The sequence below is a fragment of the Erwinia sp. AK-PDG3-5 genome (genome assembly GCF_056821705.1).
Genome location: NZ_CM165967.1, coordinates 1,555,684 through 1,580,371, shown reverse-complemented (window position 1 = coordinate 1,580,371; position 24,688 = coordinate 1,555,684). Strand labels below are relative to the sequence as shown.

General features: G+C 59.5%; 4 protein-coding genes. 2 read left to right on the top strand and 2 right to left on the bottom strand.

Features of this window, described 5'->3' with window-relative positions:
• Window positions 1-16: 16 nt before the first annotated feature.
• Window positions 17-1,321 (bottom strand): TolC family outer membrane protein, encoded by a 1,305-nt coding sequence (locus AC1UKS_RS07155; RefSeq protein ID WP_265911379.1) that lies wholly within the window; start codon window positions 1,319-1,321, stop codon window positions 17-19.
• Between the two features lie 471 nt (window positions 1,322-1,792).
• Window positions 1,793-20,047: an Ig-like domain-containing protein gene (locus AC1UKS_RS07150; RefSeq protein ID WP_482436217.1), complete on the bottom strand. Its 18,255-nt coding sequence runs from the start codon at window positions 20,045-20,047 to the stop codon at window positions 1,793-1,795.
• A gap of 805 nt (window positions 20,048-20,852) precedes the next feature.
• Here AC1UKS_RS07150 and AC1UKS_RS07145 point away from each other — a divergent pair.
• A complete protein-coding gene (locus tag AC1UKS_RS07145; protein ID WP_482436895.1) occupies window positions 20,853-22,007 on the top strand; it encodes an MFS transporter in 1,155 nt (384 codons plus the stop codon).
• A gap of 20 nt (window positions 22,008-22,027) precedes the next feature.
• Window positions 22,028-24,688: a phosphotransferase RcsD gene (gene rcsD, locus AC1UKS_RS07140; RefSeq protein WP_013203053.1), complete on the top strand. Its 2,661-nt coding sequence runs from the start codon at window positions 22,028-22,030 to the stop codon at window positions 24,686-24,688.

Sequence of the window (24,688 nt, the reverse complement as noted above, 5' to 3'; positions counted from 1 at the left end):
GCGTGTGCTTCAAGCGTCACAGTGACGGCAAGGTTTGCCCACTGGTGGCTTCGCGATCAATCCCCATAATGTCCAGCAGATTGTCGACCGCTGCGGCATAACGAACCGTGGCATCCCAGCCATCATAAAGTGCCATCAGGCGACTGCTGTCGGCCTGGAATACATCCTGCTCCACGCTCAGCAGGTCGTTGAGGCTGCGCTTGTTCAGCTTGTACTCATCGGCATACACCGCGCGGGTGTGATCGGCGCTGCTTAACTGGGCCTCTCCGGCGGTTTGCCGTTGCTGGGCACCGATCATGTCGGCATAGGCCGTGGAGGCATGCTGATTGATATCCAGTTTCGATTGCTGAATCGCGGCCTCGGCCGCTTCCCGGTCACCTTCTGCGGCGCGGGTTTTGGCATTGACCAGTCCGCCCTGATAGAGCGGAGCCTCAACCTGCAGCTGCAACTCATCGTCCCAGTAGGATCGGCTGCTGTTTTCATAGCGGGTTCGGCCGGCCTGCACTTTGATGGTTGGCCAGTGGTTAGAAGAGGCCTGACGGACGCGCTCCATCGCCGCTTCCTGTTTGGCCTGCGCACTGCGTACCGCGGCGCTTTTTTCGTAGGCGATTTTGTCGAGGGTGATTTGCTGATTGAGCAACGACTGCGGCAGCTCCGGTAAATCGTTGGAGACCACGCCGGTCAGCACCGTGAGCTGCGCCTGCGCCGAGCGTTCCTGAGCACGGTACTGCTCGAGCGTGGCGTGCATGCCCGCAATGCGGGTTTCGGCCTGCAATACGTCTGATTGAGAACTCAGCCCGGCGTCAGCACGCAGTTTGGCAATGTCTTTAACGTGTTCTAGCGAGGCGACGTTATTGCGCGAGGCGTCCACCAGCGCCTTGTAGCGCTTGACCTCCAGATAGGCTTGCAGCGTGTCCTGCGCCACGGTGGTCATGGTGTCATAAAGGTCGTAGCGGTAAGCATCGGAAAGTTTATGCTGCTCGTCGATGGCACCACCGGTGCGGCCAAAATCATACAGCAACTGGCTCAGCGTGATGCCGCCGGAACCATTATTGTTCAGGCTTCCGGACGAATCGGTCTGCTGTGACCGCCCGCCGGTGGCTGAGAGGGAAATTTGCGGATACCACGCACTTTCCGCGGCATCGAGATCGGCTTCGCCAACGTGGATTTGCGCCGCCGCTTCGGAAATTTTGGGATTACGGGCAAAGGCGCGAAGGATGGCATCGCGCAGTGTTAAGGTGGCGATTTGCTCCTCGGTCGGTGCCGCACGCCAGTTGAATTGAGCTTTCGGCTCTTTTGCTGCCAGCGCAGCCTGTCCCATTGAAGCGCAGAGTGCGCCGATACAGAGTGACAGCCACACTTTCTTCAATTTACTGCCTGTATACACCATCGAAATTCCCTTGTGCACCGGATATTAGGTAAAGGCATGCGGTCGAAAGATAAAGCAGCGCTTTATTTTTCCAGAAGCATAAGCTAGCCAGCGCCGAAGAGGGAGCTGAGCCTGACCCGGTGTCGGACGGATTAAAGCGCAACCCGCCACAAGAGAAATGGTTAGAACAGCAGCCATGACATCTTGCATAAATAAGAGGGAACCCCCTCTAAATGGGAAGATCGCCGTTAAAGGCGATCTTCTTATATTAGTATTATTGGTCTTTCTTTACGCAACATTAACACATTGCGTTGACAGTCTTATTTTATAAGAACCTTTTGCAAAAGCCAGTAACTGTTAACCTCCTCTTAACCTTAGACGCCCTGCACGAGAATTTCCTCTCTCGTGCAGGGAAAGTCTTTATCAGACCACGTGAACCTGCAGATTGTGCTGTACCAGCACATCGCCAAGCGTGTTCGCCGAAGAGAGCGCCGAGTTGTGATAAACGTCAAACGTTTGTCCATCAACGGTCCGCTGCCCTGAGGTTGCCCATACGCCGCCATCGCCGTTGGCGAGAGTCACCTGGTCACCGGTGGTCCCTTTAATCACCAGGTCGTTGGTCTGACTGTCGGTGATATTCAGGGCTTCGTTGAGATCCAACTTCACGCTGTTGGTGCCGGCTTTACCGAGGTCAATCACCTCAATGTGCTCAACTTTCAGCCCCAGTGAGGTGAGGTCGAGGGTCATGTGCTCACCGTTCAGTACCAGCGTATCGGTACCTGCCCCGCCGTCGATATGGGTAAAGTTCAGCGAGTTCACGGTTACCGTGTCATTGCCCGCACTACCGGTGACCGACGCCCCTTCCACCGTATGACCATCCGCCAGGGTGATTACCACGCCGCCAATGGTGTAAGCACTGCTGTCTGCCACTGCCGCCGTGTCGGTCGCCGTCGCTGCGGTGGCCGTTGCATCATGCGTGGTGGTGCTGGTATCGGTACTGCTGGTATCACTGCCGGTCACCAGAGTGGAATCTACCGTCGCGGCATGCGTCACCGCGGTGGTACTGGTGTCCGTGGTGGAGTGCGTTGACGCCGCGGCAGCCGAGGTATCGTCGGCAACTACCGCCATCAGCACCGAGGCGGTGGCGGCAGAGGAGGTGCTGACAGGCAACAGCGAACCCAACAGCAAGGTGTTGCTGGTTGATGCCGGGTTACCGGCCGCATCCACCGCCGTCACGGTAACAATGCTGCTCAGACTCAGCGCCGTCAGCACGCCGCCGGTGAACTTCACGCTGTAGCGACCCAGCGCATCGGTAGTGGCCTGCAGAGTGGTGCCGTTCAGCGTGACGTTCAGTCGGGTGCCCTGCGCCAGGTTCAGCGTGCCGCCCGATACGGTCAGACCGGTCAGCAACACGCTGACCAGGCTGAGGATTGGGTCGACGCCAATCGCTGGCAGGTTATGGGTTACCGCGGTAAAGGCATCGCTGGCCGTCGAGGTATTGCCCACCGCATCGGTAAGCGTGACCGTCACGTTGGTCGAGCCATCCGCGATGTTTTTCAGCGCCGCGGAAGGCACGGTGACGCTCCAGGTGCCGTTGGCCAGCACCGTGGTGGTATACACATTCCCCGCCACGTTTACCGAGACCAAACTTCCTACCGCATTGGTCGAGGTGCCGCTGATGGTCTCGGCGACATTGGCTTCGCTGAGATTCAGATAGTGGTCGCCGCCAAACACGCTGCTGTTGGTGATCGCCACGGTTGGCAGCGTGTGGGTGCCCACCAGTACCGTGGTGGCTCCGCTACCGGCATTACCAGCGGCGTTGGTCAGGGTGGCGGTAACCGAATCCGTGCCGTCCGGCAGGGCAGCCAGCGTAGCGGCCGGGACCGACACGCTCCATGCCCCATTAGCACCCACGGTGGTGGTCAGCGTAGCCGTGCCGACTCTCACCGTGATCACCGAACCTTCGGCATTGGTTGAGGTACCGGAAATGGTCTGCGCACTGAGGGCATCCGTCGCGTTCAGCAAGCCATCACCAAAGACGCTGGAGATCGTTACCGTTGGCGGCGTCTGCGCAATCACGCTTAACGGGCCGGTATTGCTTGCCTGGTTGCCATAGGCATCGGTGGCGGTCGCCGTAGCCGTCAGGGTGCCGTTGGCTAACGCGGTAAGGTCGGCTTTCGGTACGCTGATGCTCCAGCTGCCGCCGCTTCCCACGGTGGTGGTGTAAGTTTTACCACTCAGCGACACGCTGACCGTGGTACCCGTCGTCAGGTTGGTTGAAGACCCGCTGATGGTTTGCGCCGCGTTCAAATCGCTGGCACTCAGCACACCATCCCCAAACACCGTGTTGAGGGTCAAGGTTGGCGTGCTGTGAATGCCGACTTTCAGACCCGCGCTGGTACTGGCCACGTTACCCACCGCATCCGCGACCGAGACGCCGACCGTCAGGTTGCCGTCCAGTAAGGTGCCGAGGATGTTTGGTGCAACCTGCGCGCTGAATACCCCACCCTGACCCACGGTTGCGGTCACGGTAGAGCTGCCCAGATTAATGGTCACGGTTGAACCGACGGCGACGCCGTTACCGACCGTACCGCTGATGGTTTGCGTCACCAGCGACTCCAGCAGGCTAAGCACGCCATCACCAAACAGCGGATTCAGGGTGATGGTTGGCACCTGCAGCCCAACCAGCGCGCTGGCTGACGTCGAGGTGGTATTACCTGCGCTGTCGGTGACGCTGACCCCAACGGAGAGATTACCGTCGGTGAGTCCCTGCAGAAGGGTCGGCGTCAGCGCCAGACTGAAGGCGCCGTTGGCTGCGGTGGTGGTGACAAACTGGGTGCCGCCGATGGTGACCACCACGCGGGAACCTGCATCCGCGCCGGTGATAGTGCCGCCAATGGTCTGGCCCAGTACCGCATCTGCCAGGTTCAGCAGACCATCACCGAACAATGGATTGATGGTGATTGAAGGCGCGGTCAGTTTGACCACCGCTCCGGCGGATACGACTTGCGAAGTGTTCCCCGCCGGATCGGTCACCGATGCGGTAACGGTCAGATTACCACTGGTCAGGGTGCTCAACAGTGCCGGCGTGATGGTGGCAGTGAACGCACCGTTGCTGCCGACGGTGGCATCAACCGTGGTATTACCGACCGTCACATGGACGATAGATCCCGCCACGGCATTGTTAACCGTGCCGCTGATGGTCTGATTGGTCAGCGCATCAGCAATGTTCAGGATGCCATCGCCAAAGATCGATCCGATCGACACGGTTGGCGTGGCGGTAAAGATGCCGACGTTAACCGATGTTGAGCTGGTGTTCCCCGCCGGGTCGACAACTTTAACCCCCAGCGCCAGCGTGCCATCGGTCAGCGCGGCCAGATCCAGTGGTGGAATGTTGACGCTCCAGCGACCCAACGCATTCACCGTTGACTGGTAGGACTTGGTGCCCAGCGTGACGGTGACTGTTGAACCGGTAGCCGCCGTGACGGTGCCACCCACGGTTTGGGTTAAGGCAGCCTCGGCGATATTCAGCAGGCCATCGCCGCCAAACAGCGTATCCAGCGCGCCGATAACCGGTGCGGTAAGGATTGTGGTGACGGTTTCGCCGATGGTTCTGCTGTTACCAGCCGCATCGGTCAGCACCAGTTGCAGTTCCGTACTGCCAGGCTGCAGCGCACCCAACAGGCTCGGCGGTACTACCAGCGCAAAGTTGCCGTCCTGGCCGACGTTGGCGGTCAACGTGGTGCCGCCCAGCGTTAAGGATACCGTCGCACCGACGCCAGCGGAGGTTGCCACACCGGTAATGGTCTGGGCTACGGCCGTGTCGGTTGCATTGAGGAAGCCGTCACCAAACAGCGAGTCGACCACCAGATTCAGCGCGCTGTTCACCACTTTATTAATGGTGACCGTGGCATCGGTCTGGTTACCGGCGGCATCGTCGACACGCAGGCCAAACACCAGCGTGCCGTCGGTCAGGCTACCCAGCACTTCCGGCGTAAGTTGAATGCTGAAGGTACCGTTAGGCTGCACGATTGCGGTCGCAATCGGTGCACCGTCGCCGAGATACAGACCAATGGTCTGGCCTTCGGCCCCGGATGCGGTACCGGTCAGCAACTGCGTGGCGAGGATATCGGTGGCGTTCAACAGGTTATCGCCCAGCAGCGCATCCACCTGAATCAGCGGTGCGCCGGTGTCCACGGTGAAGGTATCCGTAGCAGTCGTGACGTTACCCGCCGCATCGCTCAGGGTGGCGGTAATGGTATGACCGGTCTGCGTGAGGGCCTGTAGGTCACCTGAAGGCACGCTGGTGCTCCAGCTGCCGTTTGCCTGCACAATCGCGGTATAGGTTTTGCCTTCCAGCGTCACGGTGACCGCTCTGCCCGCCTCGGAGGTGGATGCGGTGCCGCTGATGGTCTGCGAAAACGCGGCTTCACTGCCATTTAACACGTTATCGCCAGCAAATGCCGCGATGGTCAGCGTTGGCGCTACGCGGTCGACGAGGATCTGCTCGTTAGCCGTAAACGTGCCTGCACCCGCCGTGATCAATTGGGCCTGAACAGTGTGGGTCCCGTCGGCCAGGTTCGCTGGCAGGTTCGGGATAGTCACCGACCAGGTGCCTGCGGCGGTCGCTACCGGATAGGTGCCGACCGGCACACCATCTACCGTGACGGTAATGGTTCCCGCGCCCGTTAAGGCTGGCAGATTAGCAAAGGTGCCGCCGATCGTCAGCGTGTCACCATCGGTGGCGTTCACGATATTGTCAGTCGACACCGGTGCCAGGGTTAACAGCGGCGTTGCCGGCAGCGTCAGGTCTACGGTGACGTTGGCACTGGCGGTGCCGATATTGCCTGCCGCATCGGCTACCGACACCCCGATGGTGCCGGTGCCGCTGGTGCCAAGCTGTGCAATCGCCGCTGGCGTAACGTTGACTGACCAGCTTCCATCAGCCTGCACCATGCCGGTCAGCGTGGAGGTACCGATGGTGACCGTTACCAGCTGTCCCGCGCTGGCACCGACGGTGGTTCCGCTCAGCGTCTGCGCAGACAGGCTTTCGACATAGGTCAGCGTATTGTCGCCGGTAAACGGCGTAATGGTGACGGTCGGTGCCTGGGTATCCACCGTGAAGCTGCCCGCCACGGTGGTGGCATTGCCGGCACTGTCGGTGGCCACCACCGTGACCGCCTGCGTACCCTGTGCCAGCGCGCCCAACGCGGCCGCGTCGAGATCCACCGTCCAGACACCGTTGGTGCCGGCGGTAACGTCATAGTTATTGCCACCAACGGTGACCCTCACCGCCTGGTTAGCGCCCGCCGTACCGGTCAGCGCCGCACCGGCTGTGGCTTCCGCCAGATTGAGGAAGCTGTCGACAAACGGCGTTGCCAGCGTGGCCACCGGAGCAGTCAATGCAGCGGTAAAGTCGAGGGTTTCCGTGGTGCTGTTGCCCGCCGGATCGGTGACCGTCACGTTGACGGTGTGCGTCCCTGCGGTCAGGCCACTCAATGTGCCCGCTGGCAACGCCACCGACCAGTTACCGTCAGCATCGACGGTGCCGGTATAGGTGACGCCCGCCACGTCGATCCTCAGCTGTACGCCCTGGTTGGCCCCGGTAGCACCGGTGGTGCCGGTCAGCGTTAACGCGCCGGCCGCTTCAGCGATGTTCAGGACGCCATCGCCAAACAGGGTATTGATGGTGGGATCTGGCAGGGTCAGTGCAGCGGTAAAGTCCAGCGACGCGGTGTCGGTGTTACCCGCGCTGTCGGTAGCGGTGACGCTGACGGTATGGGTGCCGTTGGCCAACGCACCCAGCTGCGCAGGCGTCAGGCTCAGCGACCAGTTGCCGCCCGCATCGACGGTCGCCGCAACCGGGTTACCATTGTTGAAGCCGCTGATGGTGACATTCACCGTCTGGCCCGCACCGAGTTTACCGGTGGATCCACTGATGGCCTGCGCCAGGGCGGCTTCGCTGATATTCAGCTGGCCATCGCCAAACGGCAGGTTGATCGACACGTCAGGCAGATCGTTAATCGCCACCAGCAAGGCACCGCTGGTCGTTCCAACGTTGCCTACGCTGTCGGTGACGGTAACCGTAATTGGCCAGTTGCCATCCGGCAGCGTGGTCAATACGTTGGCCGGTAATGCCAGACTCCATTGCCCGGTCGCCGTATCCACCGTCGCGGTATAGGCCGCGCCATTAATATTGACGCTCACCGTTTGCGCACCGGTGATGCCGGTGACGCCCGTCAGCGCACCGCCTGCCGCCGCTTCCGTGGCATTCAGGACGCCATCGACAAACGGCTGCACCAGCGTGGGTGCCGGCAGTCCGGTGATGATGGCGGTGAAGTCCAGCGAGTCGCTACTGCTGTTACCCGCGCGATCGGTGACCACCACGTCAATGGTATGCGTGCCGTTGCCCAAATCCGCCGCCATTGATGGCGTCAGCGTGGCGCTCCAGTTGCCGTTAGCATCGACGGTTGCGGTGACGACATTATTATCAATCCGTAATTCGACCGTTTGGCCCGCACCGACAATGCCGGTGGTGCCACTGATAATTTGATCGACACCAGCTTCAGCGGCATTCAGTGCGCCATCGACAAACGGAACCGCAATATCGGCGACCGGCAGCGTATTGACCAGCACTTCAACACTGCCGTTGACGCTGGCCGGGTTGCCCGCCGCGTCCGTTGCGGTGACGGAAACCTGCAGGGTTCCATCCGCGAGGCCGCTGAGCGCTCCGGCCGGGATGTTCGCCGACCAGAGGCCGTCAGCCTGAACGGAGCCCGCGAAGGTCAGGTTACCAATGGTCACCTGAACCGCCGTGCCGACATCCAGGTTAGTGGCGGTACCGGTCAGGATCTGTGCCGCCGTGACTTCGGCTGCATTGAGCAGTCCATCCACAAACGGCGTCGCCAGCGTCAGCACCGGCAGCGTATTGATCGCCACGCCCAGATCCAGCAGATCCGTGGTGGTATTGCCGGCGGTATCGGTGACCGAAACACCGACCTGCGCGGTGCCATCCGGCAGCAGCAGCAAATCACCGGCCGGGATAGTCAGGCTCCAGGTGCCGTTATCCGTCACCGTGGTGGTGTAGGTTTTATTGTTCAGCGTCACGTCAATGGTCAGCCCCGCTTCGGACGTACCGCCCACCAACAATCCTGCGACCGCTTCAGCCAGATTCAGGATCTGATCCGTTCCGGCACCTAAGGTGACATCGAGGATCGGTGGATTAGTATCGACGGTGAAGTTTTCGCTGCTGGTGGCAGGGTTGCCCGCCACGTCATTGCCGCTGGCCGTCACGCTGTTGCTGCCCTGATTCAGCGCCTGAACATCCGCCGCCGGAACGGTTGCCGTCCAGTTGCCGTCCGCATCCACCGTGGCAGTGTAGGTTTTGCTGTTGAGGGTAACGGTGATGTTATCCCCGGCGGCAATATGCTGGCTGGTCCCGGTGATCTGCACATCACTTCGGGATTCATTGAAGTTGATCACATCATCGCTGGTCACCGGATTAATGGCGATCACCGGCAGATCGGCTGCCTGAGCAATCACCGTCACCTGATGCGTTGAGCTGGCCGGATTGCCGGAGGTATCCGTTACCGAGACACTGATGGTCTGCGCACCGTCCGTTAGCGCGCCAACGTTGGCGGCCGGCACGCTGGTGGTCCATGTGCCGTCTGCCAGCACCGTGGCGGTATAGGTGACGTTGTTCAGGGTAATGGTGACCGTCTGTCCTTCCGCCACGTTAGTGGTGGTTCCCGCGATGGTCAGCGGCTGTCCGGCTTCGGCCTGATTAATGTAGTCATCGCCGGAGACGATGCCCACGGTAATGGTTGGCTGGTTAGCCGGAGACGCATCCACCGTCACCGTCAGATTCTGCACGGTGCTGTTCCCGGCGCTGTCGGTCAGCGTGGCGGTGACCGGATAGGTGCCATCGGCCAGGGTTTGCGTCACGCTGGAAGGCAGATCCAGCTTCCAGGTGCCATCACTTTGCACCGTTTGCTGATACGTCTGGCCATTAAAGGTAATGGTCACCTGCTGACCCGCTTCGCTCACGGACGCGGTACCGCTGATGGAGACCGGCTGCAGGATCTCAGCCGCATTGATGATGTTGTCGCCGGCAACCGGCGTCAGTGCCAGCGTTGGCGCAACCAGATCGACGGTAATGGTGGTGTCGATCGTACCGGTATTGCCCTGCGCATCGGCGGCGGTCACGGTGATGGTCTGGATCCCTTCGCCCAGGCCCTGCAAGGTCGCCGTGCTGAGCGGCAGGGTCCAGTTGCCGTTGGCATCCACCGTGGCGGTGAAATCAGCGCCATTGATGTTTACGGTGACGGTTTGACCGGCCCCGCTAACGCCGGTGGTGCCGGTCAGCGTCTGATCGGCCCCGGCTTCGCTGATACTCAGATAGCCATCGACAAATGGCGTATTGATGGTCGGCTGCAGCGCTTCCGTCGCCACAACCACCGTGGTGGTGATGGTGCCGGTGTTACCTGCCGCATCACTGAGGCTGACATTCAGCTGATAGCTACCGTCTGCCGCAGCCTGCAGTAAACCGGCTGGAAGTTGCAGACTCCAGTCACCCTGGGCATTAACGGTGGTGCTGTAGCTTTGTCCATTGAGGGTGACCGTGACCGTCTGACCTTCCTCTGCGCCCACGCTGCCACCGCTCACGGTGATTTCCGCGGCGGCTTCACCATTGTTCACCACGCCGTCACCCGCGACAGGATTCAGAGACAGTGTTGGTGCAACCGTATCCACGCTGAACGGGATCGCCAGCGTATTGCTGTTGCCGGCAACGTCGGTGACGGTCACCGGAATACTGGTATCACCCTGCGCCAGGGTTTGCAGGGCCACAGACGGCACGGAAACCGTCCAGTTGCCATCCGCATCCACCACACCGGTATAGGTCGTGGTGCCAATCACTACCGAGACGGTCTGACCGTCGCCGGTGACGCCGGTGGTGCCGCTCAGGGTCTGCGTCAGCGCGGCTTCATTACCGTTCAGCACGCCATCGGAGAACGGCGTATCGGCAGTGGCCAATGGCAGATCGTTGACGTGAACATTCAGGATGCTGCTTCCGGTGACGGTTGCGCCGGTATTGTCGGTGACGCTGGCGGTCAGCGTTACCGCCCCGTCCGGCAGACCTGCCAGTGAAGATGCCGGAATAATGGCATTCCACACGCCATTGGCGCCCACCACGGCCGTAAAGGTCTGGCCATTAAAGGCCACGGTCACCGTGCTGCCCTCGGCGACGTTCGCCGTGGTACCTGAAACAATCAGCGCATCCTGCGCTTCTTCGGCATTCAGATAGCCATCGGTGCTCAGCGGATCCAGGCTGATGCCTGCAGCCTCACTGTTAACCGTCAGACTGTGGGTGGCGGTGGCCGGGTTGCCTGCTGCATCGCTGACCGCCACGTTGAAGGTGGCGGTGCCGTCAATCAGTGCTGCCAGCGCGGCGGATGGAATGCTGACGCTCCAGCTGCCGCTGGCCTGTACGGTCGCTTCATAAACCTGACCGTTAAGGGTGACGGTGACGATCTGACCGGCTTCGACGTTAGTCGTTGAGCCGCTCAGCAGCTGCGCGGTCTGCTGTTCAGCACCGTCCAGAATGTCATTGCCGGCAAAGGTGTTAACGGTAAGGGTTGGCAGCGAGGCGGCATCGGCTTTCACCGCCAGCGTGCTGTCGACCGTGCTGCTGTTGCCTGCCGGATCGGTGGCGGTCACGCTCAGGGTATAGTTACCGTTGCTCAGCGCAGCCAGGTCGCCTGCAGGAACGGTCACCGTCCATTCGCCGGTATCGTTAACCTCAGCGGTGTATTGCACGCCGTTCAGGGTGAGCTGAACCGTTGCATTCGCTTCGCTGCTGCCATTGACCACCAGTGGAGCGCCCTGCTCAGCCGCATTCAGAATGTTGTCGCCGGCAACCGGACCCACTGCAACCGCAGGGGGCAGAGTATCAACCGCCAGGGTGAGATTGGCGGTCGCCGGATTTCCGGCCGCATCGCTGACGTTAACCACCGCAGTAGTATCGCCCTGAGGCAGGGCCTGTAAGGCATCAGCCGGAACGCTGACGCTCCAGTTGCCGTTGCCATCGACCGTACCGTTGTAGGTGACGCCATTAATGACGACGTTGACCGTCTGACCATCGCCGGTCACGCCGGTGGTGCCGGTCAGGGTCTGCGGACTGCCCGCTTCCTGACCGTTCAGGGTGCCATCAACAAACGGCACATCGGTGGTGACCACCGGCAGATCGGTAATCGCCACGGTCAGCCCGGCAGTGCTGGTCACCGGGTTGCCCGCCGCATCGGTACTGGTCACGGTGAGCTGCAGCGCGCCGTCAGGCAGGCCCTGCAGGGTTGCCGCCGTAACCGAGATGCTCCAACTGCCATCCGCCGCCACGGTGGTTGGATAGGTCACGCCATTCAGCACCACGGTTAACGCGGCACCTTCCGCTACGTTAAACGTTGTTCCGCTGATGGTCAGCGGATCCTGGGCTTCAGCGAAACTCAGGTAGCCGTCGCCGCTGACCGGGTTAATCGCCACGCCGCTCAGGCTGCTGTTAATGTCAAAGTTGCCCGGCACGGTGGTGATGTTGCCGGCCGCATCGCTAACGGTGACGCTGTACGTCTGGCTACCGTCAGCCAGCGCACCCAGCGCAGCCGCTGGAATGGTGACGCTCCAGTCACCACTCGCCTGCACCACGCCGGTGTAGCTGACGCCATTCAGGGTCAGGGTGACCAGTTGGCCTTCCTGCACATTGGTGGTGGTGCCGCTCAGCAGCTGATCGACCTGCTGTTCAGCGCCATCAACCACGTCATTCCCGGCGAACGCATTCAGCGCAAGCGTTGGCAGCGTATCTGCATCAACGACGACGTTCAGTGGTGCATCCTGCGTGGTGGTATTTCCGGCCAGATCGGTGGAGACCACGGTCACGGTGTAATTGCCGTTGGTCAGTCCGGCCAGCGCATCGGCCGGGATGTCCAGGCTCCACTGGCCATTGGTGCCCACGGTGGTGAGGTATTCGGCTCCCTGGAAGGTCACGGAAATCGCCGCGCCGTTTTCCCCGGTCCCGCTAACGGTCAGGGGTTGCGCCTGTTCAGCCACATTCAGTACGCCGTCTCCAGCGATGGATGCCACGCTCAGCGCCGGTGCAGTCAAATCCACCGTCAGCGAGGAATTGACTGAAGTGCTGTTGCCCGCAACATCCGTTGCCGTCACGGTCACCCGATAGGTGCCGTTGGTCAGCGCCGTGGCATCGGCCGGCACCGCAACGGTCCAGTTGCCATCGCCATCGACCGTGCCCTGATAGGTCACGCCATTCAGGGTGACACGAATGCTGTCACCGACCTCGCCCGTACCGCTAATCGCCAGCGGCTGGCCCTGCTCACTGGCATTCAGCGAACCGTCGCCAGAAATCGTTGCCACAATCAGCGCCGGTGGGGTGAGATCCACGGTGACAGTCCGATCGACCGTCACCGGCTGGCCGGTGGTCGGCGTCGCGGTGACAGTCAGGGTGTAGGGGCCATCCGTCACGCCCGCTAAGGCACTGGCAGGGATCGTTGCGGTCCACAGCCCGTCTGCACCGACCGTGGCGGTGTAATTCGTGCCGTTAAAGTTGACCACTACGGTGGTGCTGCCATCCGCCACGCTACCGGTGACGTTAACGCCCAGCTGCGCTTCGGCGGCGTTGACGATATCGTCGCCCGCCACGGTATTGACGATCACCGTGGTATCGATAGCGGTTTCGACGCTGACCGCAGGGGTCTGCACCGCGCTGTTACCCGCGGCATCGATAACCGTCACCGTGACGGTATTGTTCCCTTCGGTCAGGTTGCCCAGCGTGCTGGCAGGCACGGTAACGCTCCACTGCCCGTCCGTACCCACGGTGGTGTTGTAGGTCTGTCCGCCCAGCGTCACCGTCACCGCATCGCCCTGCGTACCGGTACCGGTAATGGCCAGCGGCTGGCTCTGTTCAGCCAGGTCGATGATGTTGTCGCCGGCGATTGCATTGACGGTAAAGGTTGGCGCTTCAGTATCCACGCTCAACGGCAGATTTTGCGTGGTGGTGTTGCCATACACATCTGACGCCACGATCTGCAGTGCATAAGGACCGTCGGCAAGACCGGCCACCACGGTTTGCGGCACCGTCACGCTCCAGTTGCCCGCATCATCCACCGTTGCCGCGTACGTTGTGCCATTCAGCACCACATTAACGGTATCCCCCGGGGAGACCGTGCCGCTCAGCACCAGTGCGCTGGCCTGTTCTTCCTGATTAATAATATTGTCGCCGCCGGCCACCTCACCGGTAGTCAGCGTTGGCAAGGTGGTTGCCACGGTAATGTCCGGAACCGGCGTAATGGTGGCGGTATTGCCGGCGATATCGGTGACGGTCACGGTGACCGGCGTGGTGCCCTGCGGCAGCGCCTGCAATACGGTGCTCGGCAGAGCCAGTGACCAGACGCCAGAGCTATTAACCGTGGCGTTGTAATCCTGGCCATTAATATTGACCACAACGGTCTGACCGTCGCCGGTTTGGCCGGTCACCCCGGTCAGCGTCTGCGCCACGCCCGCTTCGGCATTGTTCAGCACGCCATCGGTAAACGGCGGCGCCAGCGTCGGTGCCAGCGTGGGTTCATTCAGAACCGTCAGTGAGCCATCGCTGGTCACAGTGGTGCCATTGCCTGCCTCAACGCTAACCGATGCATCCACCGGGCCTTGCGGTAATGCTGCCAGCGCGGTGGCCGGAACCGATAGGCTCCAGCTGCCGTCGGCATTCACCGTAGTGTTATAGGTTACGCCGTTGAGCGTAAAGGTCACTGCGCTCCCGGCCGGGACATTGGTGGTGCTACCGGTGACGTCTAACGCTGACTCGGTCTCAACCGCATTCAAATAGCCATCGCCGCTGAGCGGATTAAAGGCGATGCTGCTGAGGGTGTTATCCACGCTGAAGGTTTTATCGGTAGTGCCGGTATTGCCGGCCAGATCGGTCACGCTGACGCTAAGGGTTTGCGAGCCGTTGGCCAGAGCGGCCAGATCGCTGGCGGGCACGCTCACCTGCCAGCCGCCGCCGGTTTCAACGGTGGTGACATAGCTGACGCCGTTCAGCGACACGGTCAGTGTTTGCCCTGCCTCGACGTTAGTGGCGGTACCGGTGATCAGCTGGTTCACCTGCTGTTCGGCACCATCGATGACGTTATTGGCGGTGATATCCGCCACAAAGATGGACGGAATATTTTTATCCACCACCAGCGTGGTGCTGGTATCGGTGGCGTTGCCCGCCTGATCGCTGGCGGTGACGTTGAGGGTATAGCTGCCGTTCGCCAGACCGGCCACCACGTTGCCCGGAATAGTCAGCGACCACACGCCATCGGCATTGACCACCGCGGTGTAGTTAACATTGTTCAGCTCAACGCTGACCGTGTTGCCGACTTCGCCGGTGCCGTTTACCACCAGCGGTTGATTACTCTCGGCCGCATTAAGGTAGCCGTCAGAGGCCGGATTCACCGTAACCGTCGGCGGCGTTAAATCGACATCCAGCGTGCGCAGGACAGACGTCGAGTTACCGGCAGCATCGGTGGTGGTGACCTGGACTTCATAGCTGCCATCGGTCAGCGCAACCAGCGCCGCTGCCGGGACATCCACACTCCAGTTACCGGTACCGGTCACCGTGGCGGTATAGACCTGCCCATTCAGCGAAATGGTGACGGTATCGCCAAATTCACCGCTGCCGCTTAAGGTCAGTGGCTGACCCTGCTCTGCCAGATTCAGGCGATTGTCTTCGGCGATGGCATCAACCGTTAAGGCCGGTGCCAGCGTATCGACCAGGAAGCTGTCATTCAGCGTGGTGCTGTTGCCTGCCGAATCGGTCGCGGTCACCACCAGCGGATTGTTCCCCTGTGGTAGCGCCTGCAGCACGGCATTCGGCAGCGAGACAGACCAGTTACCGTTGGCATCAACGGTGCCGGTATAAGTGATGCCACCCAACACAATCGACACGCCCTGACCTGCGCCAGTCACGCCGGTCGATCCGGTGAGGGTCTGATCGGCGATCGACTCTGCTCCATTTAAGGTGCCATCCACAAACGGCGTATCCACCACCAGCGCAAAGTCCGGATTCACATCGGAAGTCAGGCTGTGGGTGGTGGTAATGACGTTACCGTTCACGTCGGTAGCGGTAGCCGTCACGGTCAGATCGCCATTCGGCAAGGTACCCAATGCCGCGGCCGGCACGGTGACGTTCCAGCTACCGTCAGAGTTGGTGGTGGTTTCGTAATCGACGTTGTTAAAACGCACCAGGATCCGCGCGCCAAAGGCCACAAAACGGCTGCTGCCGTGGATCACCAGATCGGTTTGCGCTTCAACATTATTCAGCATGTTGTCATCGCTAATTACTCCGATGGCGATGGCGCTGAAGGTGTTATTCACGGTGTAATTGCCGGTGGTGGTCGCCGGGTTGCCGGCAACATCACTGACGTCAACGGTATAGTTTTGCGTGCCGTTCGCCAGCTGGTAGAAGGCGCTGGCAGGTACCAGTACGCTCCAGCTGCCGTCTGACTGCACGGTGCCGTTATAGCTCTCGCCGTTCATGGTGACGGTCACCACCTGACCCGCCTGAACATGGGTGGTGCTACCGGTGACAAACTGAGACAGGCCTTTTTCAGCCCCATCCAAAATGCCGTCGCCGGTAAACGGTGCCACGCTGATGGTTGGCAGATCCGCCGCGTTAGCGATGACCTGCAGTGTCTGGGTAGTGGTGCCGACGTTACCCGCCGCATCGGTAGCCTGCACAATGACGTTATAGCTGCCGTCAACCAGCTGGGTGACCGTGGCCGCAGGAACGGTGATAGTCCAGTTGCCGTCGGCATTGACGGTGGCGGGGTAAATGCCGCCGTTCAGCGTTACCTGCACCGTTGAACCCAGTTCCGCGGTGCCGGTAAGGGTCAAGGCTGCACCGTGCTCGACTGCGTTGAGATAGCCGTCACCGGACACCGGCGCCAGGCTCACGTCAGGCGCAGCGGTGTCTTTGAGGATTGGCGTCAGCTCGGTGGTTTTATTGCCGCCTGCGTCGGTAGCGGTGACGCTGAGGTCATATTTACCGTCTGGCAGCGTTTGCAGGGTTGAAGGCGACACGATGACGCTCCAGTTCCCTGCCGCATCGGTGCCGGTATTGTAGGTTACACCGCCGACCACCACGCTGATGGTGCTGCCGGCTTCGGCGGTACCGCTGACCACCAGCGGCTGATTCTGGCTAAGGGCGTTAATCGCGCCATCGTTGGCGAATGGCTCAACATTCAGCGCTGGCGGCGTGGTATCCACCGTCACCGGCACCGTTGACGAGATGCTGTTGCCCAGGGAATCTTTCACCGTCACTATCACGTCGGTGCTGCCGTCTGGCAGCGCCTGAAGCACGCCTGGTTGCAGCGTCAAGGTCCACACGCCGGTATCCGGATTAACGGTAGCCGGATAATCGACACCGCCAATGGTCACGGTGACCGACTGATCGGGGAAGGTTACGCCGGTGTTACCGGTCAGCGTTTGTGGCGAATCCGTTTCGGTGCTGCTGAGAATATTGTCGCCAAACGGCGCATTCACTTCGATGTTGTTCGGGAACGCGGTGCGCACATCAAGGCTGGCATCGTTGCTGACCGTGGTGCCACCCGCATCCACCCCGGTGACGCTCACGGTATAGGTATTGTTGGCGAGGCCAGACAGTGCCGCAGCGGGAACCGTCGCCGTCCAGCTACCGTCTGCGCCGACCGTGGCCGCATAGCCGATGCCGTTGAAGGTGACGGTCAGCGCCGTGTTCGCCGGCAGGCCCACGCTGACGCCGCCAATCAGCAGATCGCTGTTGGCCTCATTCGCATTCAGCGCGTTATCGATGCTGATTGCCCCAATACTCAGCGATGCCACGCTGTTATCAACGTCGACATTCACGGAGCCCGTGGCGGTATTGGCATTACCGGCCAGATCGGTGACCTGGACGGTAAATGACTGGGTGCCGTTAGTGAGGGTCTGCAGTTCGCTGGCTGGCAGCGTAATACTCCAGCCGCCACCTGCCACCACCACGCCCTGATAGACGTTGCCATCGGCCAGCGTGACCTGCACCTGGCTACCGGCCGGCGCATTGGTGGTCTGCCCGGTAAGGAATTGATCCTGAGTGACTTCAGCGGCGTTCAGCACGCCGTCGCCGGTTAACGGATCCACGGTCACCGTTGGGCGGTTAGCCGGATCGGCAGCGAAGGTCACGTCGGTATAGGTTTCGGTGCGGTTGCCAGCGGCATCAGTGGCGATCACCGTCACCTGATAGGTGCCATCGGCAATGCCGCCTTTGATATCGTCCAGCGAGACTGTCCAGGCGCCGGTGGTTGGATTGACGGTCGCGGTCAGATCCACACCGTTAATTTGCACCAGCACGGTATTGCCGACTTCCGTCTGGCCGTTGACTGACAGCGGCAGCGCCAGTTCGCCCGCGTTGACATAGCCGTCGGTGGAAATGGTTTCAACACTGACGGTAGGCGCAATGGTATCCACGTCCAGGGTGGTGGTGGTTGGCGCGCTGGTATTGCCATAGGCATCGGTTGCGGTGACAGATACGGTCGTACCACCCTGCGGGATCGCCTGCAAATCCGAGGCCGGAACGTTAACGCTCCAGGTGCCGTTCGCATTGACCGCGGTGGTGTAAGTGACGCCATTCAGGGTCACGGTGACGGTTTCGCTGCCGTTGCTTAAGCCGCTGATGGTCAGCGGCTGGTTCACTTCCGTCTGATTCAGCAACGCATCCGACAGCTCAACGCTGACGGTGGGTGGCGCGGTGACCACATTGACCGGCGTGGTCGAGGTGGAGGTATTGCCCGCCGGATCGGTGACCACCACGGTGATATCGTTGCTGCCCTGCGGCAGATTCTGCAAGGTGGCTGGGGGCACGGTGACCGTCCAGCTGCCGTCATTGTTGACCGTGCCGGTGTATTCCGTGCCGCCAACGGTGACGGTAACCGTCTGCCCGCTGCCGGTTGATCCGGTATTACCGGTCAGCGTCTGTGGCGTCGACGCTTCACCGCCACTCAGTACGCCGTCACCGAACGGCACATCAATCGTGGCATTCGGTGGCGTGGTATGCACCTCAAGCGAAACGGCAGAACTGTTTTGCACCACCGATCCATCCGCCAGCGTGGCGGTCGCGGTAACCAGATTCGAGCCTTGTGGCAACTGTTGCAGATCGGCGGCAGGCACGGAGGTGCTCCAGCTGCCATCAGCGCCAACGGTGGCAGAATAAGACTTACCGCCGAGCGTGACGCTCAGCACGGTGCCGGCAGGAATGCCGGTAGCAAAACCAGAAATCACCAGCGGAGACTGGGATTCTGTGGCGTTCAGCTGGCCGTCGCCGCTGAGTTCACTGATGCTGATGCTGCTGACGGAAATCGCCTGCACATCGAAATTATGCGAGGCAGAGACCGAGGCGCCGGCGGCATTAGACACCGTCGCGGTGATGGTGCTCTCGCCATTGGCCAGCGCCTGCAAAGCCGAGGCTGGCACCGAAATACTCCAGCTGCCGTTAGCCCCAACCGTTGCGGTATAGGTTTGTCCGCCCAGTGAAATGGTGACGGTCTGCCCTTGCTGCACGTTGGTAGTGGTGCCGCTCAGGGTTTGCGGCGTCGATCTTTCCGCCCCATCCAGCACGTCATTTCCGGCGAAGGTGTTAATCCCGATGGTTGGCGCGTCAGGCTGGGTGATTTCAGGCTGGACGGTGAACACATCGGTGCCGGTGGCGGTATTCCCTTCCGCATTGGTGACGCTGACGTTGATGGTGTTGCTGCCGTTTGGCAGCGCCGCCAAATCTGCCGCCGGCAGAGAAATACTCCAGCTGCCATCGGCGCCCACGGTGGTGGTGTAGGTTTTGCCGTTCAGCACGATAGTCACCGTACTACCCGCTTCGGCGTTGGTGGTGGTGCCGCTCAGCGTCTGGTTACTGCCCTTCTCTGCCTGGGTCAGCACATCGTCGCCGGTAAACGCATTAACACTGACAGTTGGCGTTAGGGGAGTCGTTCCGCCGCCGTTGTTACCGCCGTTGTTACCGCCGTTATTCCCACCGTTGTTTCCGCCGTCGGTCCCACCGTTGTTTCCGCCGTCGGTCCCACCGTTGTTTCCGCCGTCGGTCCCGCCGTTGTTATTATTGTCACCACCACCACCACCGCCGCCACCGCCGCCACCGCCGGCAATCGCGCCGACCGCCAGTCCGGCCAGACCCAGCGCACCAATACCTGCAGCGGTGATCACGCCGTTAGACGCGCCGGTATCCGCCAGCAGAAGCGGTTCAATCGATCCCAGAGATTCATATTCCGGGGTGACCGCCATGGCAGTCTGGGCATCGGCGAACTCATTGGTAATCGGGAACAGCGCGTGCTCAGGAGGATTAACGCCATCGTCGAATACCAGCTCGCTGTGGTCACCGTCGACGTCGTCGAAGAAGAATTGTTGATAGCGAACCACGCTACCGTCGCGCATGTGCAAAATCAGGTCGTTACCCTGGCGCTCAAATCCAGTCACCATGTCGCGGGTACCGTGAATTCTCACTACGCTGGGTTGATTCAGAAGGACGTTATGGGACAAGCCCGCATTGGCCTGTGACAGGATTTTTCCATCATCGCGTGAAACGATATCTACGCGGCCATCATTGAGCTCTGCCATGGGTAACCTCTATATGCACCAGAAATTTTCATTATGTGTTTCGCGCGAGAAAATGAAGAAAATCTTCACTATCAGGCGCAAAGCAAGGGATAACCAACACTCGAAAGTGGTTTGGTTTTTACCTGGTGCATAACCGCTCCCCCAAGGAGCGTAAAGAATTACCTGTGTCGCCCAGTCTGGCTGAGCGACTATTTTTTCTAGCTTTTCCTTAGACATACTAAGAAAAATCCGTCACCTTTGCGTGATGAATATTTATCAGAAAGATAAAAATATTTAATCAAATACACAACTTCTTAACAAGGGAGGGCGTCAAAAATTGCTAAATAACTGTTGAGTATCGCAGGTAAAGATTTGATTTAACGTAAGGAAAATTCTTATCGATTTAGCGGATTTGAGGAGAAACCTAACCTAAACTGGCTTATTCCCGGATAATTCAGGGACGTTACTATGCGAAAATTTCCCTTAGATTCGTGATAATCAGCACAACCTGACCTACCCTGAACCGGATGAAATTTAATCACTGTCGGCTGAGATTCCAGCGCGAAATCGCGATTTTTTCATGTAACACCAATGATTTGAGTTAAATCCAGATTTCGCTCCGTTTCGCCAGGAGTTATCTGTAAATTGGCATTTAGCCGACAAATCTGATTAACAGCGCTGTTTTTCCCTGTTATTAACCTGAAGCCCCTTATAAATCCGGCCTGCCTGCCGCAACGTTTTCGGCTCTGACTGGCGGGAATCTTCTTTAATGTTGCTATTTGTGGTAAAAAGTAGCGCTAATCGTGGCAGATTTTTAACGGACATTATGACGACACTGGATGCTCGACCGGCCCTTGCCAGCGCAGTGACAACGCAACACGCAACGCGCACCATTTTCTTTATTGCCGGTATCGGCATGTCCGCCTGGGCACCGCTGGTGCCTTATGCCAAGGATCGCGCTCTGCTCAGCGACGGAGCGTTAGGGACCTTGCTATTGTTCCTTGGGCTGGGTTCACTGATTGCCATGCCGCTGACCGGCATGCTGGTGGGACGGTTTGGCTGTAAGCGCGTGATGACCATCGCCTGCCTGTTTATTCTGCTGGTGTTGCCGCTGTTAGCGACCCTCGGAACGCCGGTAGGGCTGGGGCTGGCATTGATGGCATTTGGTGCCTCGATTGGCCTGGTCGATGTGGCGATGAATATCCAGGCGGTTGAGGTTGAGAAGGCCTCTGGCAAAGCCATGATGTCCGGCTTCCATGGCTTCTTCAGCGTCGGCGGTATCGCCGGCGCGGGTCTGGTCAGTGCCGGACTGGCGCTGGGGTTGACGCCTCTGCTGGCGGTCGGGGTTATCGTGGCGCTGATTGTGGTGCTGTGGTTGCTGTGTCAGCGCCATTTACTCAGCGCTCGTCTCCATCAGGATGATGCGCCGCTGTTCGTTATGCCGCATGGCTGGGTGCTGTTCCTCGGCATCCTGTGCTTTATTCTGTTCCTGACCGAAGGCGCCATACTGGACTGGGGCGCGCTGTTCCTCACCCAGACGCGTGACCTGCCCCATTCGCAGGCGGGTCTGGGCTATGCGCTGTTCTCGGTGGCGATGACCATTGGCCGCCTGACGGGCGATCGCATCGTAAATTATTTTGGCCGTTTTCTGACGCTTTTCTGCGGCACATTATGCGCGTCAGTGGGCCTGCTGCTGGCGGTATTTGTCCCCAACACGCTGGTTACGCTGGCCGGATTTTTGTTGGTGGGCTTCGGGGCATCGAACGCCGTGCCAATTATGTTCAGCGCCGCCGGTAACCAGAAAACCATGCCGGTAAATCTGGCGATATCTTCCATGACAACCATTGGTTATGCAGGTATTCTGGCAGGTCCGGCACTGATCGGATTTATCTCACAGTGGTACAGCCTGGCGACGGCATTTAGCGCCATTGCCATATTGCTGTTAGCCGTGGCCGCAAGTGCCCGGCTGATTACACGTTAACTGGGGTATCACGCTACGCTATGCTGCCATACAAATTTCCACTTACATCAGGAAACGTCACGCGTTTTTTTGTGATGTTTATTTTGGTGCTGTTATTAGCGTCCGGATTTATGATCCACAATGCGGTCAATGCCTGGCTGACCGATAAACGCTATGCGATGGCGGATATTGCCCATGCGATGCAAAAACGCATCGATACCTATCGCTTCGCCACCTGGCAGATTTATGAGAACCTGGCCGCCAATGCCGCCGGTTCACCACCGAACAGTCTGCAGGAAACCCGCCTGCGCCCCGACGTCTACTATCTTGAAAAGACCCGCCGTAAAACCGAAGCGTTAATCTTCGGTTCACACGACAGCAGCACGCTGGATATGACCCAGCGCATGTCCACCTATCTGGATACGCTGTGGGGCGCGGAAAACAGCACCTGGTCGATGTATTTCCTCAACGGCCAGGACAACAGCCTGATCCTCGTCTCCACCCTGCCGTTGAAAGATATGGCCACGCGTTATAAAGAGAGTGCCATCAGCAATATTGTTGATGCGCGCCGCGCGGAGATGCTGCAGCAGGCGAATGCGCTGGACGAACGTGAAAGCTTCTCACCGTTGCGCCGCTTTACCTGGCAGAACGACCACTACTTTACGGTACGCACCACCTTTAATCAGCCGGGGCATCTGGCGACCGTGGTGGCGTTCGATCTGCCGATTAATGACTTGATCCCGGTGAATATGCCGCTGGAGTATTTCCAGCTGAAGCAGGATGCGGCCAGCACGCCGGACAGTGGCGATGCGGATGATGCCACCCACAGCACCAGCGTGACGCTCGCCAATCCCAATATCGAGATTGCCGCTTCGCTGACCAGCACGCCATTGCAACTGGTTTACCGCGTGCCGTTGCTCGGTCTGCTGGTCGATACGCTGCACAATCTGATGTGGCCGCTGCTGGCCAACCTTGGACTGCTCCTGCTGTCCCTTGCCGGCCTGTTCCTGCTGCGCCAGCAGTCTTTGCGCCCCAGCGAAAACCAAAGCGCCGAGCTGGATTCCCTGCGCATCTTAAACGAAGAGATTGTTGGCAGCCTGCCCGTCGGCCTGCTGGTGTATGATTTTGCTAATAACCGCACCATCATCAGCAACAAGATTGCCGAACATCTGCTGCCACACCTGAATCTGCAGAAAATCATCAACATGTCCGATCAGCATCAGGGCGTGCTGCAGGCGACCGTCAATAACGAAGTTTACGAAATCCGCCACGCCCGCAGCGTGCTGTCGCCGAATACGCAGCTGTTTATGATGCGCGATCAGGATCGCGAACTGCTGGTCAACAAGAAGCTGCAAAAAGCGCAGCAGGTTCTGGATAAAAACCACCAGACGCGCCAGCAGCTGCTGCAAAATCTGGGGCATGCGTTGAACCGCCCGCTGGATAAAGTTATCGCCCATTTGCTGGAAATCAGCGAGGCGCATCCGGCGGAAGATCTCCGCGATACGCTGGAAGAGTCGCAGGCATTAAGCCGGCTGGTCGACGATATCGTGCTGCTTAACCGGCTGGAAACCCATGACTGGGCGCCGGATTCCGGCTCCTTCACGCTGCAAAGCGTGCTGGATGAGCTGGTGACCGAAGCGCTGCCGTCGATTCGTCGTAAAGGGCTAAATCTGGTGGTCAGCAACCGCCTGAACAGCGATGAGAGCCGCTATGGCGACCGTCGGGCGCTGTATAAGATCCTGACCACCCTGCTGCATTATTCGATCACCAGCACCAGCTGGGGCCGCATCAGCATAGAGGTCAGCCATCCTGCCGATCGTCCCGATCGCCTGGCGATTGAAATTGTCGACACCGGCGCGGGCCTGATGGTTGACGAGATGGGCAATACCGATTTCCCGTTTCTCGGCGAAACCAGTCAGGATCGTTTTGGCCAGGCTTCCGGGCTGGCCTTTTTCCTGTGCAAACAGTTGTGTAAGCAGCTGGGTGGGCATCTTGAAATTGTGGCGCGTCCCGATATCGGCACCCGCTACAGCATCCAGATCCACGCTCCGCAGGAACAGCAGCACGATCAGGAAGAGAAGTTGCTGGAAGGCTTAACTACCCTGATTGATATCACGGTAGATGAGGTAAGAAAAATAGTGGTTCATCAACTGGAAAACTGGGGCGCAAGCTGCATTACCCCTGATGAACGCTTTTCGGGCCAGGACCATGATGTGCTGGTCACCGACGATCCGGCACGCTTGACGCCATGGTCGTTACTGCTCACGGATGATGAAACAGGGTTTAGCGCACTGTCACACGATCAATACCGGGTCAATTTTAATATCAGCAGCGCGATGCAGGATGCCCTGCTCCAGCTGATTGAACAACAGCTGGCACAGGATGAATTAACCGAAGACGTGGGTGACGAGCAGGATACGGCTCAACTTTTTGCTCCCGGTTACTTCCAGCTGTTCGTTGATACAGTACCAGATGATGTGAAGAGACTGTATAATGAGGCGGCGGAAGGGGACATGAGTTCCCTTGCTCAGACTGCGCATCGCCTGAAAGGCGTGTTTGCTATGCTCAATTTGACACCGGGCAAGCAGCTTTGTGAAACGTTAGAACAACACATTACTGAGTGTGACGATTCAAACATTAAAAATACCACCAGTGACATTGACCACTACGTCAATATACTGCTGCAGCAAGGTAACCAATAA

Excerpts from the sequence above, each read along its gene's own strand:
- AC1UKS_RS07155 (WP_265911379.1), bottom strand. The coding sequence starts at position 1,321 with ATGGGACAGGCTGCGCTGGCAGCAAAAGAGCCGAAAGCTCAATTCAAC.
- rcsD (WP_013203053.1), top strand. The coding sequence starts at position 22,028 with ATGCTGCCATACAAATTTCCACTTACATCAGGAAACGTCACGCGTTTT.
- AC1UKS_RS07145 (WP_482436895.1), top strand. The coding sequence starts at position 20,853 with ATGACGACACTGGATGCTCGACCGGCCCTTGCCAGCGCAGTGACAACG.
- AC1UKS_RS07150 (WP_482436217.1), bottom strand. The coding sequence starts at position 20,047 with ATGGCAGAGCTCAATGATGGCCGCGTAGATATCGTTTCACGCGATGAT.